Genomic DNA, 20,802 nt, shown 5'->3' with positions numbered 1-20,802 from the left:
GTGATCGTCATGCAGCTAAACGGTTTTCGATTAATTAAAATGCGGCTGGCGCAACTGGGTGCTCTGCTACTTATGTGCCTACTTGCGTTACCCGTTTATGCCGAGCGCGTGATTGAGCTAGCCAGTTTTGCAGGCGTGCGCGATAACCAATTGGTGGGCTATGGTTTGGTGGTCGGGCTGGATAACACGGGTGACCAAACAACCCAGGCCCCCTTTACCAGCCAAAGCCTCTCCAACATGCTGTCTCAGCTCGGCGTGACTATTCCACCAGGCACCAATATGCAGCTACGTAACGTAGCGGCGGTAATGGTGACCGCAGATTTACCGCCTTTTGCGCGTCCAGGTCAGCGTGTGGATATTGTGGTTTCATCTATTGCCAACGCGCGTAGCCTACGCGGGGGGACGCTATTGATGACACCGTTAAAAGGTGCGGATGGCGATATCTACGCGATTGCTCAAGGCAATATGCTGGTAGGCGGTGCGGGCGCCCAGGCAGGCGGTAGCAGCGTACAGATTAACCAGCAGGCAGCGGGTCGTATCCCCGGCGGCGCCCTGGTTGAGCGTGAAGTAGCACTTAATCTGGGCGGCAACGGCGGGATGCTTGAGCTGCAATTAAATGAAGTGGACTTCGGTACTGTGCAGCGTATGGTGACCGCAATTAATAACGAATTTGGCCAATCGGTGGCCTATGCCCGTAATGGGCGTGTCATTGCGCTGGATGGCCCAGTCGATGCTAACGCGCGGGTCAACTTTATGGCACGCGTAGAGAACGTTCAGGTAACGCCCACCGAAGCGCCGGCCAGAGTGGTATTAAATTCGCGTACTGGTTCCGTGGTAATGAACAGTGCTGTGACGTTACGCCAAGCGGCAGTCGCCCACGGGAGCCTATCAATCACCATCGATAGAAACCTGGGTGTGAGCCAGCCAGGCCCGTTTAGTCAGGGCCAAACCGTTGTGGTACCGGATACGGACATCGATATTGAGCAGCAGGAAGCGTATCTACAAATCGTAGAGGGTGCTCAGCTTACGGACGTGGTTAATGCGCTGAATGCCTTGGGGGCGACACCTCAGGATTTGATGACGATTCTTGAGGCGCTAAAAGCGTCTGGGTCGCTGCGTGCCGAGCTGGAGGTGATTTAATGAGCGTCTCTAATGATATGACCGGCCAGTTTGCGTTAGACGTTCAGGGTTTTCAGCGATTGCAGCATACGGCGCGCGTCGACCCGGAAGCGGGAGTAGACTCAGCCGCCCAACAGTTTGAAGCGCTCTTTGTGCATATGATGATGAAGAGCATGCGTGACGCTATTCCCTCTTCAGATCTGATGAGTAGCACGACGACTGATACCTATCAGCAGATGCTGGACCAGCAGTGGTCGCAGGTCATTGCATCCAAAGGAATAGGCCTGGCGGATGTACTGGTCGAGCAGCTTCAGCGCCAAGGTGTGGTGGGCGAAGAAAATGTAGCCGACCAAGAACTACAAGCGCTCATTGCCGGTATTCCACGCGGCACTCCACGTGTGCTGGATGGCGCCATACAGCCGCAAGGAGAGCACCCTTCTAACTCTCCGGGAAGCGGTCGCTTTCTGTCAGAGCTGGATGCGATACGCAAGCGTGCTGACGTTGGTGAGCAGGCATCACTTGGCATGTCTGGCGCTAATAACAACGCGCCAGAGCATGTGCAGCGCTTTATCAATAAATTGGCGATTCCCGCGCAAGCTGCCAGTAAGGCAAGCGGTGTTCCCGCCGAGTTGATATTAGCACAGGCAGCCCTGGAAACCGGCTGGGGGCAGCATGAAATAGCCACCCGTCAGGGAGGCAACAGCCATAACCTGTTCGGGATTAAAGCGGGTAGCCATTGGCAGGGTAAAACCACCGATATTGTGACGCATGAATATATTAACGGGCGCCGCACACAGGTGGTTGATACGTTCCGTGTCTATGATTCGTTTGAGCATTCGCTTACCGATTATGCCAACCTGATCGGCAAAAATTCGCGTTACGCAGCGGTGGTGCAGGCATCCAGTGCCGAGCAGGCCGCGCATGCGTTGCAGCGAGGAGGCTATGCCACAGACCCGCGCTACGCCCAAAAGCTGATAGCCGTTATGAATACCATGGGGTCGCTAACAACAGAGAGCACCTATCTGGCGGATTCGCGCTAGGTAGGGCTTAAGTTTTTTAGGGTGCTGCCGATATATTAGGTATCGGCCTAAGGATATCAACCATGAGCATGTTTTCTGTTGGCTTAAGCGGCCTTAATGCTGCCCAGAATGCCTTAAACACCACCAGTAATAACATCAGCAATGTTTACACGCCGGGCTACAACCGTGAACTCACTCAGCTGGGTGAGGGCAATGTAGGCGGTGGTGTGAAAGTGGATGCCATTGAGCGACAGTTTAATACCTATGTCGCTAACCAGCTTAATAGCGCGAAGACGCAATCGAGTGCGCTTGAGACCTACAACAATCAGGTCTCGCAAATCGATAACCTGCTGGCCGACCGAGCCGCTGGTTTGGCGCCGCTGATGCAGGGCTTCTTTTCTTCGCTTGAAGACCTGGCAAGCTCGCCGTCTGACCCGGCTGCTCGTCAAGGGGTGCTTGGAACAGCAAGTACATTAAGCGCTCAGTTTCGCTCCTTTGATGGCTATCTGCAGGATATGCAGAGCAATATTAATAGCCAAATCAAGGATGAAGTTACCCAAATTAATAACTCGCTTGAGCAGATTGCGGGGCTGAATAAAGAAATTTCTCTGGCGCGTGCGCGTACGGGTGATGCGCCTAATAGCCTGCTTAACCAGCGCGATCATCTGGTTTCTGAGCTTAACGAGCGAATGGATCTACGCCTGAATATTCAGGACGGTAAAACCTATAACATTAGCCTTCCTAACGGCCAGCCGCTCGTGACGGGTACAGACTCCTTTAAACTCGAGGCTGTACAGGCTGACAACGACCCACAACGCACCATCGTTGGCTATCGCGATGGTAGTGGTAACGTTGTAAAGTTAAATGAGTCAACGATAAAAGGCGGTACGCTGGGCGGACTAATGGCGTTTCGTTCCGAGACGTTGGATAAAACGCAGAACCAGATTGGTCAGCTGGCTGTTTCGCTCTCGGTTGCTTTTAACGATCAGCATAAAAAGGGTGTGGACCTGGATGGCGAATTGGGTGGGGACTTCTTTGAACTAAGTAAGCCGCTAGGATACAGCTATAAAGGCAATGCCTCTGAAATAGCATCCGTTGAATTCGATACGGATAATATTGATGAGCTACGCGCTACAGACTACACCATCAGTTATCGCAATGACGCGTTTAGCGTGACGCGTAATGACAGTGGTGATGAGGTGGACTTCACATGGGATGGCGACGTGCTGTCCTTTGGTGGCGTTAATGTTGCCTTTGAGAGCACGCCGCAGAATGGCGATAAGTTCGAAATTCAGCCTGTTCGTCGCGCCGGCCAGGATATGAAGGTGGCGATTACAGACGGGGATAAAATAGCCGCAGGCGATGCAGGATTAGACGGTGAAGAAGGCAGTTCTCTTACTTCTTTCAAACACTCGGGTGATTTAGACGTAGACGACCTGAAGATGTCCCCAGGGGCATTCTCTAACCATAAAGAGTATACGTTAACGCTGGATTCAGAGGGTGAGCTAACGGTAAATCCATCAGGAGCAGCGATCCGCGTTAACGATCAACCGTTTGGTGTGGATAGTGATCCTTTGGAAGGTGGCGAAACGGTTGAAATTGATGGCATGAGCTTTACGCTTTCTTCACTCCCTACTAATGGAGAGGCGACATTAACGGTTGCTCAAAACATTATCGCGGCTTCGGGCGATAACCGTAACGCATTAGCTTTGCAAAAGTTGCAGAGCGAGGCGGTGGTAGGAGGTTCAGCTTCCGTGAGTTCCGGCTACGCCTCCATTGTGAGCGATGTCGGTAACCGCGCTAATATTACCCAGGTTAACCTGGACGCGCGTCAAGGACTCACCGATCAGCTGCGTGCGGTGCAGCAGTCTGAGTCTGGTGTAAACTTGGACGAAGAGGCTGCCAATCTGATTCGCTACCAGCAGTACTATATGGCCAACGCACGTGTTATTGATACGGCTGGCTCGATTATGGACACTATCTTGAACCTGCGCGGTTAATCCAGGAGTCTAGGCTATGCGTATTAGCAGCGTGACGATGTTTGAGCAAAGCACGGCGTCCATGAATCGCCAGCAGAGTGATTTCTTAAAGGTGAGTCAGCAGCTCGCCAGTGGTCGTCGGGTAGTCAACCCTTCGGATGACCCGCAAGCGGCTTCACGTGCGGTAGGTGTTGATCAGTCGATTTCTATTACTGAACAGTATAGGGATTCGCGCATTTCAGCTCGCAATTCAGTGGCACAAACAGAGAGTGTTCTTAATAGCGTGAAAGATGTGGTAATCCGTGCAAAAGAGCTGCTCATCCAGGCGTCCAGCGATACGCTCAGCAGTGAGGATCGTGAGTCCGCCGCAAGTGAATTAAAAGGCGTTTACGAAACGCTCATCGGTCAGGCAAACGCGACCGATGGTAATGGGCGTTATCTATTTGGTGGTTACAAGGATAATGCACCTCCGTTTGCTAAAAATGCAGAAGGCAGCGTTGAATACAACGGTGATGCAAATAGCCGTGAGCAGCAGGTTGATGCCTCCCGGTTAATGCCTGTCACTGAAAATGGTAAAACCATTTTCCAAAGTGTGCCAAGCAGTGCCAGTTATGTGGCGAAAGCTTCGCCGGGAAATGAGGGCAATGTGACCTTTTCGGGTCCTAATGTTAACGATGTCACCCATGATGATTATGGGCAGGGATTTACCATTAAATTCAACGTCGATCCTGGTATCGAACCTGATAGCGATGATTCCACTTATACGGTCATCGGATCTGAGGGTGAGGCGATTACTCCTGACGGCGAAACGGGAACTGGTCCTTTTGATTATACGGGCGATGGACAACAGCTATCGTTTGGCGGCATCAGCATTACTCTTAAAGGGGATCCGGCTGACGGCGACGAAATTTCCATGGCCCGCCCAGGAACAACAGAGTCGCCTGCAGATCTTTTCAAGACGCTGGAGGCAGCGATTGGCGTGCTGGATAATCCTGCTGAAACGGATGCGGAAAAAGCGGCACTGCGTAATACCTTGAATAGTTCCATGCGCGAACTGGATAACGCATTGGATAACGTGCTGACCGTGCGTGCCTCTGCAGGCGCACGTCTTAATGAGTTGGACGTTATTGATGCGGTGGGCAGTAACCGCATGATGAACTATACGCAAACGCTGTCGGATCTAGTAGATCTGGATTATGTGGAGGCTATTTCCGAGTATAGCCTGCGCCAAGTGGGCATGCAGGCCGCGCAGAAGACGTTTGTCGATGTGAAGGGGTTATCACTGTTTAACTATATGTAAAAACAGATAAGAGCATGATATTAGCCCTGTCACGGTTATTTACCGTAACAGGGCTTTTTAGTTTATAGGCGCTGTTAGTTTAAAGGAGCCATGGCTTCTATCAGGTTTTGCATCATTCCCAGCCCTTGGCTAAAGAGGGCCTGTAGAAAACGGTCAATACGCGTCATTAAGACCATCAAGAGCGTTAGCCCGACGGTGAGTGAGGTGGGAAAGCCAATATTGAACACGGTGAGCTGTGGGGCAGAGCGATTAAGAATACCGAGACATAGGTTGATAATCAGTAACGCGCCCACAACGGGTAGTGCTAGCAGCATACCTGCGGCGAAAATAGTGCCTGCGTAGCGGGCCAGTAGGTCGAAGGCCCCCGGGTTCAAACCGGCTATCCCGATGGGCAGTGTCTCAAAACTCATGATCAGCGTTTCAAGCACCATTAGGTGGCCGTTAAACGCTAAAAACATGAGCAATGTGATCATATATAAAATGCGTGATAGCACCATAATGTTGGTGCCACTAGAAGCATCAAAGAACGTGGCAAACGCGAGCCCCATTTGTAAGCCAATATATTCACCTGCCGCCTGAACAACCGCAAATACAATATGCATGACCAGCCCTATGGCTAGCCCGATCACTATTTGCTCTACCATGATCCCTATGCCTGCCCAGGACATAATGGCGACATTCGGCATGGCTGGGAGAATCGGTGCAATCACAATGGTCACTAGCGCGGCGATTCCGACTTTTGCCTGGTTAGGGATACTGGAATGCCCCCACAGCGGGGAAACGGCCATAAACGCTGTAATGCGCGCAAAGGGCCATAAAAAAGCTATCAACCAGCCTTGCAGCTGAGCAAAGGTGATTTCCACCATGGCACTACATCACCATGTTGGGAATGTTGGTAAACAGTCGTGTCGTAAAATCCGTAATCAAGCTAATCAACCACGGGCCCGCCAAAACCAGAACGGCAAACACCGCCAGGATTTTAGGGATAAAGGTGAGCGTCATTTCGTTAATTTGCGTGGCCGCTTGAAAAAGGCTAACAAGTAAACCGGTAAAAAGCGCCGCCAGCAGTATGGGGCCTGCTAGAAATAGTGTGACGCGCATGCCTTGATACGCCATGCTCATTACCACCTCAGGGGTCATGCTTGCTCCTTGCCGCGGCGCGGCACCTAGGTAACGTAAAAGCTTTGGGCGAGTGAGCCAACGATTAACTGCCAACCGTCAACCAGTATAAAAAGCATTAATTTGAACGGTAATGAAATCGTCACGGGCGGCACCATCATCATTCCTAACGCCATTAACGTGCTGGCGACCACCAGGTCGATAATCAAAAAGGGAATGAAAATAGTAAAACCGATTTGAAAGGCAGTTTTAAGCTCGCTGGTGACAAAGGCAGGCAATAACACGCGCATGGGGAGCTCTTCAGGACCTTGCAAAGGTCCTACGTCTGCCAAGCGGACGAATAGGGCTAAATCAGGCTCCCGCGTTTGGGCAAGCATAAACTCACGAAACGGTAGCTGGGCACGCAGCAAAAACTCTTCAAAATTAATCGTCTCGTTCGATAGAGGCTGCCAGGCTGTGTCATACACCTGAGAAAGAACGGGTGACATGATAAAAAAGGTTAGGAACAGCGCGATACCCAGCAGCACCTGATTGGGTGGTGTTGCCTGCGTGCCCATCGCGGTTCGCAGCAGGCTCAGCACAATAATGATCCGTGTAAAGCTGGTCATCATCAGTAGCATCGCTGGCAGGAACGCCAGCGAGCTTAAAAGCAGCAGTGTTTGAAGCGATAGCGACCACTGCTGACCGCCATCCTCAAGCGGTTGAGAGATAATGCCTGGCAATTGTTGTGCATGCACGGGGTTAGTCAACATACAAAGTGCGACAGCAACGCCAAACAGCAGCCAAAGCTGCCAGTAGGACCTAACGGAGTGCATCCTATGCCTCATGGTGTTTGATGTGGGTCGGTATCGGAGCCTTTACGCCGACGCTTTGCCAGCGCCTGAGAAAGCCGTTGTGCAAAAGGCGGCGAATCAGAACGAGGGGAAGGAGCAGGTCTGTCGTCAGGTGCCGGGCGCTCATGCAGCTTGGTGACTCGGCCATTGCCTACTCCAAGAACCAGCCAAGTGTCTTCAATTTCGACGACGACGACGCGCTCGCGGTTGCCGACCGCCGTGCTCGTAATGACGCGTAGGTGGGCCCCCAGTTGCGGGCGAGCATTCTGCCAGCGCTTTAAGAGCGCTGTGCAGAGTAGAATCATGGCTATAACCAATGCCAAGGCAGCGGCGGTTTTACCGAACATGGCCATGCCGATAAACGCATCACCGCTGCTGCCTAGCGCATCGATAGTTCCATCTTGCAATGGAGAGGTGTCAGCACTCATCGGTTAAGCTTGTGAATGCGCTCAGAGGGTGTGATGATTTCGGTAATACGAATACCGTATTTGTCTTCGATAACAACGACTTCACCCTGCGCGATCAAGTAGCCGTTAATGAGAATATCCATCGGCTCGCCTGCCAAGCCTTCGAGCTCAATCACTGACCCTTGGGCAAGCTCAAGCAGTTGCTTGATCGTAAGCTTCGTCCGGCCAAGTTCCACGGTCAGTTTTACCGGGATATCCATGACCATTTCAAGGTCGCGCGACTGCTTGCTTTCGTCAGCGGGGCTTAGCGGCCTAAATATTTCATCGCTGGCGGGTTTCGCGGCTGAAGTGTCTGGCGCGGCATCCTCAGGGGGTGGGGCCTCCTCCTCGGCGGCTTCTTGTTCAGCCATTGCGGCTGCCCAAGGATCTTCCTCGCTGGCCGTATCGGCAGTGTTTGTCGTCTCCTCTTGTTCAGCCATTGCTGCTGCCCAAGGATCTTCCTCGCTAGCCGTATCGGCAGCGTTTGGCGTCTCTTCTTGCTCAGACATGGCGTCCGCCCAATCGTCATCGGAGACATTTTGATCGGGTTTATTAGGATCAGTCATGCTTTGGATTCCTTGGCTTGCTGTCGCTTCGAACCTTTAATAAAGTCCAGTGACGATACGTTATTCATAGCGGCATGGTCGATCATATGGAGAACGCGCAGCGCATGCTGCTGGCGCTGGCTACCATACTCGCACTCCATGACCGGGACTCCATCAACACGAGCGGTAATCGTATCGGGAATATCCAGCGGCAATACATCGCCTTTCTTTAGCCCCATTACCTGTGCAATACGGCTAGGTATTTGAGCAAACTCTGCCACCAGCTCTACTTCTGATTGGCGTATCTCGCTGGCCATGCGTCGGGACCAGGTGCCGTCATGGTCCTGATTACTGTCGTTAATAGGATTGGCGAGCAGATCCCGCAGAGGCTCAATCATGGCGTAGGGCATGCAAATCTGGAAATTACTTGAGAGATTGCCCACTTCAATATTGAACTTGGTGTTGACGACAATTTCGTTCGGTGAATTGGTGATATTAGCAAACTTGGCCTGGACTTCAGAGCGCACAAAATTAACGTCGACCGGATACACGACCTTCCATGCTTCCTGGTAGGCATCAATTGCCAAGTTCAGAAGACGGTAAATAATACGCTGTTCTGTATTGGTAAATTCACGGCCGTCTGATTTGGTAACAAAACGGCCATCGCCACCAAACAGGTTGTCTACCACCATAAAAACAAGGTTAGGTGGGAAAACCACCAATGCCGAGCCACGCAGTGGCTTCATTGCTACCAGGTTTAAGTTGGTAGGTACCGGCACGTTACGCGAAAACTCGCTAAAGCTTTGGTAACGGACGGACTCCACCGTGATGTCAGCGCTACGCCGAATCAAGTTAAACAAGCCGTTTCGGAAATAGCGGGCAAATCGCTCATTAATAAAGTCGAATGCATGTAAGCGCTCACGGATGACCCTATGTTGTGTTGAAGGGTCATAAGGGCGAATGCGCGTCTCGCTAGCTGGCTGCGAAGAGGAGGGCGATGGTTCTTCATCACCACTGACGCCTTTTAGTAAGGCGTCAATTTCTTCCTGGGACAGTAGATCGTCCTGCGACATGAACGGCTCCAGTGCCCGGGTTATTGCACAATAAATTCAGTAAACAGCACTTCGCGTAGATCAAGCGGCGGCTGATTTTCCGTCAGGGGTACGCCAAGGCGACTGATAATCGCTTGTGCTAGCTGCTCCTTACCTTCTGTGGAGGTAAGTTCACTGGCTTGCTTGCCTGAGAGTAAAATCAGCAGACGGCTACGCACTTGAGGCATGTGCTCTTCGATAATCGCTTTGCTCTCTTCATTGCCAACACGCAGCGTAATTCCTGTATACAAGAGGCGAGAACCATAGCGATCATCTGCAAGGTTGACCGTAAAAGGATCAATTCGCGTAAATACAGGCGTTTCACGCTCTGCTGGTAGCTGTGATTCGCCATCAGCACTCTGTTCATTACGCTGGTCAAGCACCATATAAATGGCTGCTGCTGCCCCTGCTGAGGAAAGGAGCACCAGAACAATCATTATCCAGAGCAGTTTTTTGGATCCGCCACTTTTTTCAGCCATTAGTCGTTCCGTTCCCATAATCGCCACACACCACTGATTACGCATTATGCCTAATATGGTGGGCGGTGATGAAATGAACAGGCTCGCTTGGCGAGCCTATCTTTTGGTTTTGCGCACCTGGGCGCGTGAGTCGCTACTCGTACAACGAATATTTAAGCGTAAAGATCAACCCGCCCATCAAGGGGGGGTGAAATATTCTCCGCAACGGGCGCTAGCGTGTCCTGATCACTGTCCGTTACGCTACTGCCCACCTGCGCACCAGCGTTATTGCCTTTTTCAGCAAAGGCCTGTTCATTGGAATTATGCTGCTCGCCAACGGAGGTTTCGCCTAACGAAATACCCTGCTCTGCTAGTGCTTCACGAAGCTGAGGAATCGCTTGTTCAACCACTTGGCGAACCTGCATGTGCGACGATAAGAAGTGTGCTTGTGTCCCTTGCTCACTGACTTTCAAGGTAATTGACAGTGGCCCAAGCTCAGCAGGATGTAGTTGCATCTTAATCTGTTGCTCGCCTCCGCGCTGAGCGAACTGAACCAACTGCTGGCCAAGCTGTGAAGACCAGGCAGGACTGCTGACTGGTGTTCCCAGCGAAGCGTGTGAAGATGGCATCGACGAGGACGCTGCTACAGGGGCATTACCGGCGGAGGCTGAGTTCGGGAACCCAGCAGCGGTTGCTTGGCCACCACGTAAAAGCGGTTCAAGCTCGTCTGGCGTTGCCAGCGGCGCTGAGGGCGTCAATGGGCCAATTTTTGTCAAAACATCCTGGCTGTTGGCAACGGTTGGTTGGCCGTTAGCGGTGCCCAGCTTTGTCGCAATAGCGTTGGTTGTAGAAAGAGTGCTTGAGGCATCGTGACGATAGGCGCCACTGCTCAACGGTTGGCTCTGCGGCCCTTTGTGAGTAGCTAATGCCCCAGTACTGCTTTGTGTCGTAGCGGTAAGCATGACACTTAACGCGCTAACAAGCTGACCCGCTTCCTCTTCGCTAAGATGCGAGAGTAATTCAATGGCGTTGTCTGAGTGCTCTAACGCCATACCCGGCTGGGGGTCTATGCCGAGTGCACTGAGCAATTCAGCGGTCTGCTCTTGGCTCAGGTCGAGCTGTTGGAGCAGTGCCTCAAGCTCGGGCGCTACCCCTTGAAGCGCTTCAGCCGGCTCGGCTGGCTCTGCGAAGGAAGCAAGCAGGTTCATGCGGGCTGCGATTTCATCAAGAAACGTTAATGGCTCGCTGTTGGACGCTAGCTCTGGCGTTAATGACTCGCTGTTTAATGGATCAACCGCCTGCTGTGACGCTAACGTGTCGCTTGTTGCGAGTGATAACCTGGCCTGTAATGAGGCAAGCTGTTTTTGAACCTGTGCTGGCGCTTGGCTGCCTGCTTCACCTTGCAGCGCTTCAGTAGACTCAGCTGTTTCTTCGAAGGAAGCAAGCAGGTTCATGCGGGCAGCAATTTCATTAAGAGGCGTTAATGACTCGCTGTTTAATGGATCAACCGGCTGCTGTGACGCTAACGTGTCGCTTGTTGCGAGTGATAACCTGGCCTGTAATGAGGCAAGCTGCTCTTGAGACTCTACTGGCGTTTGGCTGTCTACTTCCGTAGCACGTAATGGCGCATTAGTTGATGGCAAATTAGCTGCTTGAGATAACGCTTGGCGAAAAAGATCCGGCGTGTTTACAGACGCGGAGAGAGGCGAGCTGGCCATTGAGGCAGAACCCTGATTCTGTGCACCTGACAGCAATAGCTGTATGTTCATTTATCGTTCCTCAGTGCCACTAATGCGGTTTTTCATTGTGCTGGCGAGCCAAGCGGCTGGTCACCAAGTCATCATTGGTTTTTTGCTCATGGCGTTCAAGACGACGGTGCTCTTCTGATAGACGGCGGGTGGCCAGTGTATCGTAGGAAGAGAGCTTGCGCTGCTCTTGTTGCCAGTGCTGTTGACTCTGCTGAACGCGCTGCTGTTGAGCGATTAATGCTTGGCGAGCACGACTTAACGCAGCGTCAAGTGAGGCCAGAAACTGCTGATAGTTGTACATGGTAGCGGGGTCAATACCTTCACGCATGGCCTTTTGCAGACGCTCGGCATACTCCGTGCGATACTGGCTAAGCGACTGCAACTGAGCGGCCGTCTGCTGCTCGGTTTGTCGCTCATGTGCAAGCAATTGACCTGCCTGGTCGCGAGCATCCTTGGCTAAACCCGTTAACATTTCTAGCTGTGAATGGCTCATGTTCGACCTCCCACTACGGAATGCAGTGCCTGGCGTGAATCCTCAAGCGTGGCACACTCGCTAATGTTTTGTTGAAGAAAGCGCTCAAGCGCGGGAAAAAGGTTCACCGCTTCGTCAAGCCTTGCGTCGTGGCCTGGGCTATAAGCACCGACGCTAATCAAATCCCGATTACGCTGATAGCGAGAAAACATTTGCTTAAAAGCGCGGGCTTCCTGCAGTTGTTCCGGTGTGGCAATTGCTGTCATCGCACGGCTAATGGAGGCTTCAATATCAATAGCCGGGTAGTGGCCCGCTTCAGCAAGGCTGCGAGATAGCACAATATGGCCATCCAGAATTGCTCGAGCAGAGTCGGCAATCGGGTCTTGCTGATCATCACCTTCGGTAAGCACGGTATAAAATGCGGTAATGGATCCGCCGCCACGCTCAGCATTGCCTGCCCGTTCAACAAGGCCTGGTAGCTTGGCAAATACGGAGGGTGGATACCCTTTGGTTGCAGGTGGCTCACCAATGGCGAGGGCGATTTCACGCTGGGCCATGGCATAACGAGTTAACGAATCCATAATCAGCAACACATTGCGCCCAGCATCGCGAAACCCTTCGGCCAGCCGTGTCGCATAAGCGGCCCCCTGGAGGCGCTGCAGCGGCGAGGTGTCGGCTGGCGCAGCGACGACTACAGAGCGACGTCGGCCCTCCGGCCCTAGAATGTGATCAATAAAGTCTTGTACTTCTCGACCACGTTCACCAATTAAGCCCACCACGATAACATCGGCCTGGGTATAGCGAGCCATCATGCCCAGTAGCACCGATTTACCGACACCTGAGCCTGCAAACAGGCCCATTCGCTGGCCTCTACCGACACTTAAAAGCGCGTTGATGGCACGAATGCCAACATCAATCTGGTCTTCAATCGGCGCGCGGGATAGCGGATTCAGTGGCGCCGAGCTAAGCGTTGCATGGGTTACCTCCTCAACGCTTTCACGATCATCCAAAGGGTTGCCGTTGCCGTCTAAAACGCGGCCCAATAATTCATCTCCGATGGGGAAGCGGCGCGCGCTGTGCCCGCTTCCATCGCCAAGTGGAGAGACTCTGGCGCCAGGCATCAGCCCGGAAATTTCTTCCAGCGGCATAAGGAAGAGTTTGTCGCCCGCAAAGCCGACCACTTCGGCTTCTGCATGTTTATCGCTGTCGGTAAGGCGCCCATCAGGGCCAGGAAGCTCTATACGGCAGGCGCTGCCAACGGCTACGCGCAGCCCAACGACCTCAATCACCATGCCGGTCGCGCGTGTTACGCGGCCGCTACTGCGCTGGTGCGGTAAGCGGCTTATCCGCTGCGTGGTGCGGCGTATTGCTTTATGCCAGCGGTGTTGATGAGGACATGTTGAGTCAGACATGCGCGGTCCGCCTATGAAGACGTAGTATTGGGTGAATGACGCTTACGGGCCTGGGACTGGATCGCCTGCCAGCGGCTTTCAAAGGTGGCATCTAATTCACCTTGAGCGCTGGTGACGCGACAGCCACCTCGCGCCAGCTGGTCGTCAGGCTGTAATTTCCAGTTAGCGGCGCTAAGCTCATTACCTAGGTGAGTTTCTACCAGAGTATGGTCTTCAGGGTTTAGCCACAGACGCTGCTGCCCAACCAGCGGTGGCTCCGTATGTAGAAGCTCACGGACAATATTCAGAATTTGTTCGGGTGTTTCTTGCAGGGCTTCCCCAGCTAACTGCTTGCCTGTCGCCAATGACAGCGCCACAAGATCGTGAGCAACGATTTCATCAATACGCTCCAGGGCATCTGCAAACTGTTTAGCCAACGTATGCAAAGGCGTAACCGCTTGATGAATCTGTTCCTGGAGCTCTTCTTTTGCCTGGGCGCGACCCTCTTCCAGACCTTTTGCTAACCCTTCTTCATGACCCTGTTGTAACCCAGCCTGATAGCCCGCCTCTTCAGCCTCCTGGCGAAGACGTTCATAAAGCTCCTCGCGCTCCTGCTGTTCGCGCTGATGTGCCTGTTCGGCTGCTTTTTGTGCAGCCAGCACTTTGCGCTGGTGCGCAGACGGCACCGCAGGCGCCTGGTTGGCCTCTTTGTGTTGCGGGACAAGCTCATCCATTTGCCAGCGTTGCCAGCTACGATGACGGTCAAACTCAGGAGACGACGAATTAGACATATTCGTCATCTCCTCCGGCCAGCACGATCTCACCTGAATCGGCTAAGCGGCGCACCACTTGTAGAATGGCTTTTTGCTCCGTTTCAACTTGTGAAACACGAATGGGTCCGCGTGCTTCCATGTCTTCGCGAACGAGCTCTGAGGCGCGCTGGGACATGTTGCGCAAGAACTTGTCGACCAATGCATCCTGTGCACCTTTGAGCGCCACCACCAGCGAATTGGTTTCGACTTCCTGAAGCACCATTTGGATAGCGCGGTTGTCCAGGTCGAGCAGATTTTCGAACAGAAACATTTCGTCGATAATCTTTTGAGCCAGGTCTTCGTTGTGCGCGCGAACGGTTTCGATGGCTGTCTCTTCCTGAGAAGAGTTCATCAGGTTGAGGATTTCGGCCGCGGTTCTCACGCCGCCCATCTTGCTGCGCTTAAGGTTCTGACCATCCAGCATGCTGGTGAGCACTTCGGTGAGTTCCTGCAGTGCGGCGGGCTGAACACCGCTAAACGTGGCGATCCGCAAGACGACATCGTTACGCAGTTTTTCTTCAAAGTGCTCAAGAATATCTGCCGCTTGATGGCGGTCAAGGTGAACCAGAACCGTCGCGATAATCTGCGGATGCTCATCGCGGATCAGCTCTGCAACCATGGTGGCTTCCATCAGGTTGAGCGCATCAATACCTGAGTTGCCGCCGGTTGTCTCCATGATATCTTCAATCAGGCTGGTCGCGCGTTCGCTACCCAATGCCTTGGTGAGCACAGAACGGATATGCTCGCTGGAATTAAGATTGAGCGCGACAAACTCTTCGGTCTCTTTATGGAACGCTTCAAGTACGGCCTTCATATCCTCATGGGATACTTGATTCAGGCGCGCCATTTCCATACTGATATCTTGTACTTCGCTGGCACTTAGGTACTTGAACACCTCTGCCGCGCTGTCTTCATCAAGAGCGAGCAGAAGAATGGCGCTTTTGCGAGCGCCGCTCATGTCGGCTAGTTCGCTACTCATTGGCATTCATCCAGCTGCGAATAATCATGGCGATCATGCGTGGGTCATCCTGTGCCATGTCACGCAGGTCATTAAGATTGTGTTCGTATAGCGACGTTTTGCGGTTTCGCTTGGGCTTGTTGCTGTAGGTGTTACCTTCCTCATCAAGCGCTTCATCCTCAGCCTCGTCTTCCACTCCGCCACCCACGCTGGTCGCAAGCGTTTGGCCTGGCAGGGCTGGTGCTACAGCGGGTGTCTGCGTATAACGCTTGATCAAGGGGCGTAAAATAAGTAGATAAAGCAACAAGGCAGCAAGCGCGACAAGCAGGTAGCGCCCCAGAGTGCTGGCAATCGCGAGTGTGCCTGGATCTTTCCACCAATCGGTTTCAGCCGCATCCTCGCGGGTATCGGCAAAGGGTGAATTCACCACTTCAATTTGATCCCCTCGCACTTCAGAGAAGCCCATTGCCTGGCGTACCAAACGCTCGATTTGGGCAACTTCAATGTCCGTTAACGCGATGCGCTCAAGCTCACCTTCGGCATTAACGGTATCGCGGTAATTAACTACGACGGCCGCAGAAAGCCGCTGAATTTGCCCCAGTCGATGCTGTACATGTTCAATGCTACGGTCGACTTCATAATTGACCACATCTTCCTGACGCAGACTACGCAATGCTTCAGGCGGCACGTCATCGGCTTCTTCCCCGTCGCCTTCCTCACCTTCTTGTTGATTAATGGGAGAGGGGGCCGTGCCGGGCGGCGTATTGCTTAGTGCCCCAGGAATGCCGCTTGCCAACGGGTCGTCACCGTCAAAGGAGAGGCTCAACTGGCGACTACGTACGGCCGCTTCATTGGGCGGCTGGTTCGGGCCATAGCGCTCAGAGGTTTGCTCTCGGCTTGAAAAGTCGATTTGTGCGGCGACCTGCGCGCGCACATTGGCTTGGCCCAGGATAGGCGTAAGAATATGCTCGATGCGCTGCTGATAAGAGCGCTCTACTTCCGCGATATACTCAAGCTGGGAGCCGTCAAGATCATTACCTTTCGAGGTATTGGCAGACAGAAGGCGACCATTTTGATCAACAACCGTGACATCCTCTGCGGCAAGCTCGGGAACACTGCTGGATACCATATGGATAATGGCGCTTACCTGCCCCTCGCCGAGCACTCGGCCGGGTAGCAGCGTCAATATGACGGAGGCTTTGGCTGGTTCGCGGTCACGAATAAACACGGATGGCTTGGCCAGCGAAAGGTGAACGCGAGCCCGCTCAACAGGCCCTAGTGACTCAATTGAGCGGGCAAGCTCACCCTCCAGGCCACGCTGGTAATTAACCTGTTCAGCAAACTGGCTAATACCAAACGCTTGGGTATCCATTAACTCAAGGCCGAGGTTGCCGCCACGAGGCAGCCCTTGCTCGGCAAGCTGCAACCTTAGTGTATATATCTGATCACTTGGTACCAGTAGTGCCTGGCCGCCTTGGCTAAACTGATAGGGCACGGAGCGGCTATCAAGCTCTGCAATAATTTGGCCACCATCCGCCTCGGTAAGATTGCTGTATAAAACGCGGTACTCGGGGCTGCTTGCCCACATGAATAGTACGGCGACGAGAGCAATAGAGGCTGCTCCTGCAATCAGCAGCACTACCAGCGGGTTACCACGTAACTGTTTTAACAGGCGCTCAACCATAGGACTGCTTTTTACATCGCTGTCTGTTGGACCATTACGGGGAGTGCTTTGTGTCGTGCTATTTTGACGGCCTGCCGTTGCACCGGTTTCACTCATGCATCCCTCCAAAGGGGTAAGCAAAACAGATGCCGGCCCAGGCGCATCACCAAAGAAGGCATAGGCTATATCCGTCAATCGCGGTTATCCGCCTGGAAGAAAAGGCGGAATTGTGATGGGCGCCATTATCCCGAGGTGTGTCGAGCATAAATGAACGAAAAGCTTGGCTTTTAGTGCGCAATTGTACGTATGAGCGCAGTGCCAGCAGTGTTAGGCTTTGCCCATTACTTTATTTAAAGCTGATGAGGCTTATGTATGAGTACGCCGGCAATACAAGCAGCGCTTCAACAAATGCAAGGGCTCGCGACGCAAGCGGCAGCACAACCGTTAAAAGGTGAGCATGTCTCGACGGCAGTAGGGCAGGGCGGTTTTGGTAGCGAGCTACAGGCTTCTATTCAGCGTATTAATCGTCTTCAAAAAGCGGCTGATGCAAAAGCCATGGCGTTTCAGGCAGGAGAGCCGAACGTTGAGCTAAACGACGTTATGGTGGATATGCAAAAAGCGAGCGTTGCCTTCCAGATGGGGCTTCAGGTGCGTAACCGTTTGGTGACTGCGTATCGCGACGTAATGAATATGCAAGTGTAGTGGCTTGAAGCTTCCTTCAAACAAGGTGCCAGAAATAAGTAAGTGTTGCGTTAGCTGGCGCTTGTTTGAAGAAAGCTTTGCCGAGTCTTTATACCTCTAGTGAAATAAGGCGTCCTTGCATTTCTTCCAGACGCTCAGCAATTGCCAGTACTTCTTCTGAAGGGATTTGGCGAATGACGTCCCCAGACTCCCGGTCAATAACGCGTGTCACAATACGTGATGACTCATCGCTAACATCGAACTCTATTCCATGCGCTTGCATCGCCGCGTTAATACGCTGGATGGGTTCAATCAGCTCGCCTTTTGTTACGGCGGTAGTTCCTGAGACAGTTCCTGAGTCAGTTTGAGAGCCACTACTGTCTGCCGTTGGCAGCTGAGCAAGCATGCTGTCCAAGCGTTGTTGCGGCGTTAGGCGGGGTGATGGTGTGGCTGATAGTGTTGTTATGGTATCCGTTAGCGGTGATGTCATGACAGCCGTTCCTCGTAAAGATAAGGGCTAAGTAGTAGCGATTCAGTAGTAACAATCCATGGATAAGTCTGTTTGGATAAAGCATCAACCCTGCCTCTATAGCTGAGCCTCCTTACTATCATCGGCTGATACGCCATAAACTTTATATAACAGAAATCGTTCTGTATGTGATCCGGCTTGGCAGTGCCGGTGTCAGTGAGCTGTCATGACTGGTTTTTATAATGGTGTCTTAAGATGACTGGCCCTTTGCAATATCTGCGTTAACCAGAGCGCGTCTGCTATGCTTTGCTGTTTTAAAGTAGTATTTAAAAAAGCTTTTTGAACAGGCTCTTGGGGTGTTTTTGAAAAAGTGGCCTTTGATTAACGTGTTGGGAAAGTGAGGCGAACATGCAAGCGCAGCGAGACGATTACGAAACGATTGCCAATGCGGCGGCGATTGAGTTGCTACTAAATACAATGATTGAAAGTGGTGGTGTGTCTCTTTGTATGGCTTCGCCTGACGCAACCCCCGAGCCTGTTGTTCTTATGGAGCAGTACGTTGGCCAGACACTCGTCATGGATCTTTCGTCTGTTGACTTTCTGCTTGGGCGCCTGCAGAGCGGCGAAAAATTCTACCTACGCGGTCAGACGCAGGGGAAATTAATCCGTACCCCTCTTTTGTCATTGACTGAGGCGCGACGTTCAGGGGGGCGTTTTTTATGTTGCAGTGACTACCCGGCAGCGCTTGATGTTCTACAGCGGCGTGAATCCTTTCGCGCCGAACTGCGAATGGGGATGGCAGTAACGGCCTCCATTATTGGAGCGCTGGGTGAAGAAGTGATAGGTGAGCTGCGCGATCTTTCCCAAGAGGGGTGTCGGTTAGAGCTGCCGATGGCAGCGAGTGGCGTACTGCCGGAAACGGATGGCCCTCTAAAGTTAACGCTTAATTTTCCTGACGGCACCTATTTTGAGGGGCAGGGTGTTGCTCGCCATCAAAAGATTGATCCTGAAAAGCACCTGCTGCGCATAGGGTTTCAGTTTTCTGGCTTTACGGCAGAGCAAGAGCGCCAGATTTGGTACTTCGTGTGTGAGATAGAGCGCCAAGCTGCTCGCTATGAAATGGATAGTCCGGATGACCGACAGTCATCACCGCTGTTTGAGCGGCCTCGCCAACGTATGAGCAGCGAACGTGTTGGGCGGCGAGATATCAAACATTATGCAACGCCCATGGCGCGGCGGCTTGTGAAAGTGGCTGCCTATCTGGATGCCCAGATCCTGCTGTTGCAGCAGGGTAGCGATATTGATGCGCGACGCTTATCGCGTAACGCTGACCGTGTGCTTCTGCTTCACGAGGAGGATCGTGAGTCTTTGTTGTTTGCCTCGCGTTGCCTGTCACTTGAGCCCTTGCTGGTACGTCATGGCATTGCAGTGGCGGTGCATCTGCTTGATCTAGTCGGCGCTAATATGCCCCGCGAGGCGCGTAAAGCCATTGTGGCCAGCGGTTTGATCCATGACTTGGGCAAGGCGCTGGTACCACAGGTTGTGTTTAGGGCGCCTGATTTTGAAGTACCCCATCGCCAGGCAATGAGTGAGCATGTGTCCTTGCTGATAGGCCGCCTTCAGCACTGCCAATGGCTTTCGACCAGTATTGTTCAGGCGGTAATTGGTGGCATTAATGAGCGCTTGGATGGTAGTGGTTATCCAGAGGGCGTGAGCGGAGACGATATCAATGAGCTGGCCAAGGCCAGTGCGGTGGTTGATGTTGTAGAGGCAATGCGCCGAGACCGAGCTGATCGCCCGGCCAAAACTACGCAGCAAATTTATCGACACTTGTTGCAGCATTCGCATCAGTTTGATTTGCGCTGGATAAAGCGCTATATCGAGCATTTCAAAACATTGCCGATCGGCTCTTTGGTCCGCTTTTCGAGTGAGCAGTTGGCTTGGGTGTTGCGGCTGGATGCCGATGGCATGCTCGTCGAGGTGGTATTAACCCAGCAGGCCGCTCCTCCCATGCGCGATACGCTTGGGAATACGGTGCGTAGTGATGTGCAGGAGCGGCTCGGTAAGCCAACGCAGGAAGTGGCTGTTTCGACGTGACATGGCTTGGTCAAGTGTTCTTTTTTGTTGCAAAGAAAGTTGGCTGCGCCATTAAAGTCTGGCGCCATTGCGCCGATATCATTTTATAGATGAGCATGGTGTGCTCGTATTAAATGAGAAAAGGCGGGCGGCGGTTACCGTGTTGTCTGACCAGTAACCGCTATAAATTAGGAGTTCAAACTAGTGACATACTCTCGCGGCAGTGCTGCCTACGGAAGAGGTGCTAACGCTTATGCGCGCGTTGGTGTCGAAAGTGGCGTGATGTCAGCTGATCCGCATAGGCTTATTGTCTTGTTGTTTGAGGGGGCGCAAACATCTATTCGTGCTGCGCGTATTCACATGCAAAGTGGCAACACGAGTGAGAAAGGCAAAGCAATATCCAAAGCGTTGGATATTATCAATAACGGCCTTGGTGCCGCCCTTGATCAAGAAAAAGGTGGCGATATTGCTGAGCGATTGGCGTCACTTTATGACTACATCGCTCGCTTATTACTCACCGCCAATTTGCGAAATGACGAGGAAAGCTTAAATCAAGCAGAGCAACTGCTTGAAAATATTGCCTCTGCATGGCGTGAAATTGGACAACAGCAAAGCGTATGAGG

General features: G+C 52.6%; 21 protein-coding genes. 7 read left to right on the top strand and 14 right to left on the bottom strand.

The window, feature by feature from the left end; all coding sequences use genetic code 11:
* The first annotated feature begins 9 nt into the window (after positions 1-9).
* The 4 genes from ACT3TY_RS07735 to flgL all read left to right on the top strand — a co-directional run bounded on the left by ACT3TY_RS07735 (position 10) and on the right by flgL (position 5,417).
* Positions 10-1,140 carry a flagellar basal body P-ring protein FlgI gene (locus ACT3TY_RS07735; protein ID WP_444627822.1) on the top strand — a complete coding sequence of 377 codons (1,131 nt, stop codon included), beginning with the start codon at positions 10-12 and terminating at the stop codon, positions 1,138-1,140.
* Entirely contained in the window at positions 1,140-2,159 is a 1,020-nt protein-coding gene (flgJ, locus tag ACT3TY_RS07730) for a flagellar assembly peptidoglycan hydrolase FlgJ (protein ID WP_444627821.1), read from the top strand. The genes ACT3TY_RS07735 and flgJ overlap by 1 nt, the downstream gene beginning before the upstream one ends.
* A 62-nt stretch (positions 2,160-2,221) precedes the next feature.
* Positions 2,222-4,138 (top strand): flagellar hook-associated protein FlgK, encoded by a 1,917-nt coding sequence (gene flgK, locus ACT3TY_RS07725; protein ID WP_444627820.1) that lies wholly within the window; start codon positions 2,222-2,224, stop codon positions 4,136-4,138.
* A gap of 16 nt (positions 4,139-4,154) precedes the next feature.
* Positions 4,155-5,417, top strand: a complete 1,263-nt coding sequence (flgL, locus tag ACT3TY_RS07720) for a flagellar hook-associated protein FlgL (protein ID WP_444627819.1) — start codon at positions 4,155-4,157, stop codon at positions 5,415-5,417.
* A 74-nt stretch (positions 5,418-5,491) separates the two neighbouring features.
* Here the strand turns inward: flgL and fliR are convergent, their stop codons facing one another.
* The 13 genes from fliR to fliF form a co-directional block, all read right to left on the bottom strand.
* Entirely contained in the window at positions 5,492-6,283 is a 792-nt protein-coding gene (gene fliR / locus ACT3TY_RS07715) for a flagellar biosynthetic protein FliR (protein WP_444627818.1), read from the bottom strand.
* A 4-nt stretch (positions 6,284-6,287) separates the two neighbouring features.
* On the bottom strand, positions 6,288-6,557 hold the full coding sequence (gene fliQ, locus ACT3TY_RS07710; RefSeq protein ID WP_087109097.1) for a flagellar biosynthesis protein FliQ: 270 nt from the start codon (positions 6,555-6,557) through the stop codon (positions 6,288-6,290).
* 26 nt (positions 6,558-6,583) lie between these two features.
* A complete protein-coding gene (gene fliP, locus ACT3TY_RS07705; protein WP_140398986.1) occupies positions 6,584-7,351 on the bottom strand; it encodes a flagellar type III secretion system pore protein FliP in 768 nt (255 codons plus the stop codon).
* A gap of 8 nt (positions 7,352-7,359) precedes the next feature.
* Complete coding sequence (fliO, locus tag ACT3TY_RS07700; protein WP_087109095.1) at positions 7,360-7,797, bottom strand: flagellar biosynthetic protein FliO; 438 nt, start codon at positions 7,795-7,797, stop codon at positions 7,360-7,362.
* A complete protein-coding gene (fliN, locus tag ACT3TY_RS07695) occupies positions 7,794-8,381 on the bottom strand; it encodes a flagellar motor switch protein FliN (protein ID WP_172117779.1) in 588 nt (195 codons plus the stop codon). Before fliN ends, fliO begins: the two co-directional genes overlap by 4 nt.
* The gene (gene fliM, locus ACT3TY_RS07690) at positions 8,378-9,433 is read right to left on the bottom strand and encodes a flagellar motor switch protein FliM (protein ID WP_087109091.1); all 1,056 of its coding nucleotides are present in this window, start codon (positions 9,431-9,433) and stop codon (positions 8,378-8,380) included. The genes fliN and fliM overlap by 4 nt, the downstream gene beginning before the upstream one ends.
* Positions 9,434-9,453: 20 nt before the next feature.
* A complete protein-coding gene (gene fliL, locus ACT3TY_RS07685) occupies positions 9,454-9,930 on the bottom strand; it encodes a flagellar basal body-associated protein FliL (RefSeq protein WP_087109089.1) in 477 nt (158 codons plus the stop codon).
* A 152-nt stretch (positions 9,931-10,082) separates the two neighbouring features.
* Positions 10,083-11,678: a flagellar hook-length control protein FliK gene (locus tag ACT3TY_RS07680; protein WP_193053692.1), complete on the bottom strand. Its 1,596-nt coding sequence runs from the start codon at positions 11,676-11,678 to the stop codon at positions 10,083-10,085.
* Positions 11,679-11,697: 19 nt separating this feature from the next.
* Positions 11,698-12,150, bottom strand: a complete 453-nt coding sequence (fliJ, locus tag ACT3TY_RS07675) for a flagellar export protein FliJ (RefSeq protein WP_087109085.1) — start codon at positions 12,148-12,150, stop codon at positions 11,698-11,700.
* The gene (gene fliI, locus ACT3TY_RS07670) at positions 12,147-13,541 is read right to left on the bottom strand and encodes a flagellar protein export ATPase FliI (RefSeq protein WP_087109083.1); all 1,395 of its coding nucleotides are present in this window, start codon (positions 13,539-13,541) and stop codon (positions 12,147-12,149) included. Before fliI ends, fliJ begins: the two co-directional genes overlap by 4 nt.
* An 11-nt stretch (positions 13,542-13,552) precedes the next feature.
* Positions 13,553-14,311, bottom strand: a complete 759-nt coding sequence (gene fliH, locus ACT3TY_RS07665; protein ID WP_193053690.1) for a flagellar assembly protein FliH — start codon at positions 14,309-14,311, stop codon at positions 13,553-13,555.
* Positions 14,304-15,311, bottom strand: coding sequence for a flagellar motor switch protein FliG (fliG, locus tag ACT3TY_RS07660; protein ID WP_087109079.1), 1,008 nt, complete (start codon positions 15,309-15,311; stop codon positions 14,304-14,306). The genes fliH and fliG overlap by 8 nt, the downstream gene beginning before the upstream one ends.
* A complete protein-coding gene (fliF, locus tag ACT3TY_RS07655) occupies positions 15,304-17,070 on the bottom strand; it encodes a flagellar basal-body MS-ring/collar protein FliF (RefSeq protein WP_192527270.1) in 1,767 nt (588 codons plus the stop codon). The genes fliG and fliF overlap by 8 nt, the downstream gene beginning before the upstream one ends.
* Positions 17,071-17,325: 255 nt before the next feature.
* On the opposite strand from fliF, the gene fliE reads away from it, so the two are divergent.
* Complete coding sequence (gene fliE / locus ACT3TY_RS07650) at positions 17,326-17,655, top strand: flagellar hook-basal body complex protein FliE (RefSeq protein WP_444621325.1); 330 nt, start codon at positions 17,326-17,328, stop codon at positions 17,653-17,655.
* A gap of 88 nt (positions 17,656-17,743) precedes the next feature.
* Here fliE and ACT3TY_RS07645 read toward each other — a convergent pair whose 3' ends face one another.
* Positions 17,744-18,124 carry a flagellar protein FlaG gene (locus ACT3TY_RS07645; protein WP_444627817.1) on the bottom strand — a complete coding sequence of 127 codons (381 nt, stop codon included), beginning with the start codon at positions 18,122-18,124 and terminating at the stop codon, positions 17,744-17,746.
* Positions 18,125-18,511: 387 nt separating this feature from the next.
* On the opposite strand from ACT3TY_RS07645, the gene ACT3TY_RS07640 reads away from it, so the two are divergent.
* Positions 18,512-20,200 carry an HD domain-containing phosphohydrolase gene (locus ACT3TY_RS07640; RefSeq protein ID WP_444627816.1) on the top strand — a complete coding sequence of 563 codons (1,689 nt, stop codon included), beginning with the start codon at positions 18,512-18,514 and terminating at the stop codon, positions 20,198-20,200.
* A gap of 183 nt (positions 20,201-20,383) precedes the next feature.
* Positions 20,384-20,800, top strand: coding sequence for a flagellar export chaperone FliS (gene fliS, locus ACT3TY_RS07635; protein WP_087109068.1), 417 nt, complete (start codon positions 20,384-20,386; stop codon positions 20,798-20,800).
* Positions 20,801-20,802 lie beyond the last annotated feature (2 nt).

This window comes from Halomonas sp. AOP22-C1-8 (genome assembly GCF_052378905.1).
GTDB lineage: Bacteria > Pseudomonadota > Gammaproteobacteria > Pseudomonadales > Halomonadaceae > Vreelandella > Vreelandella citrativorans.
This window is presented reverse-complemented; position numbering and strand designations above follow the sequence as displayed.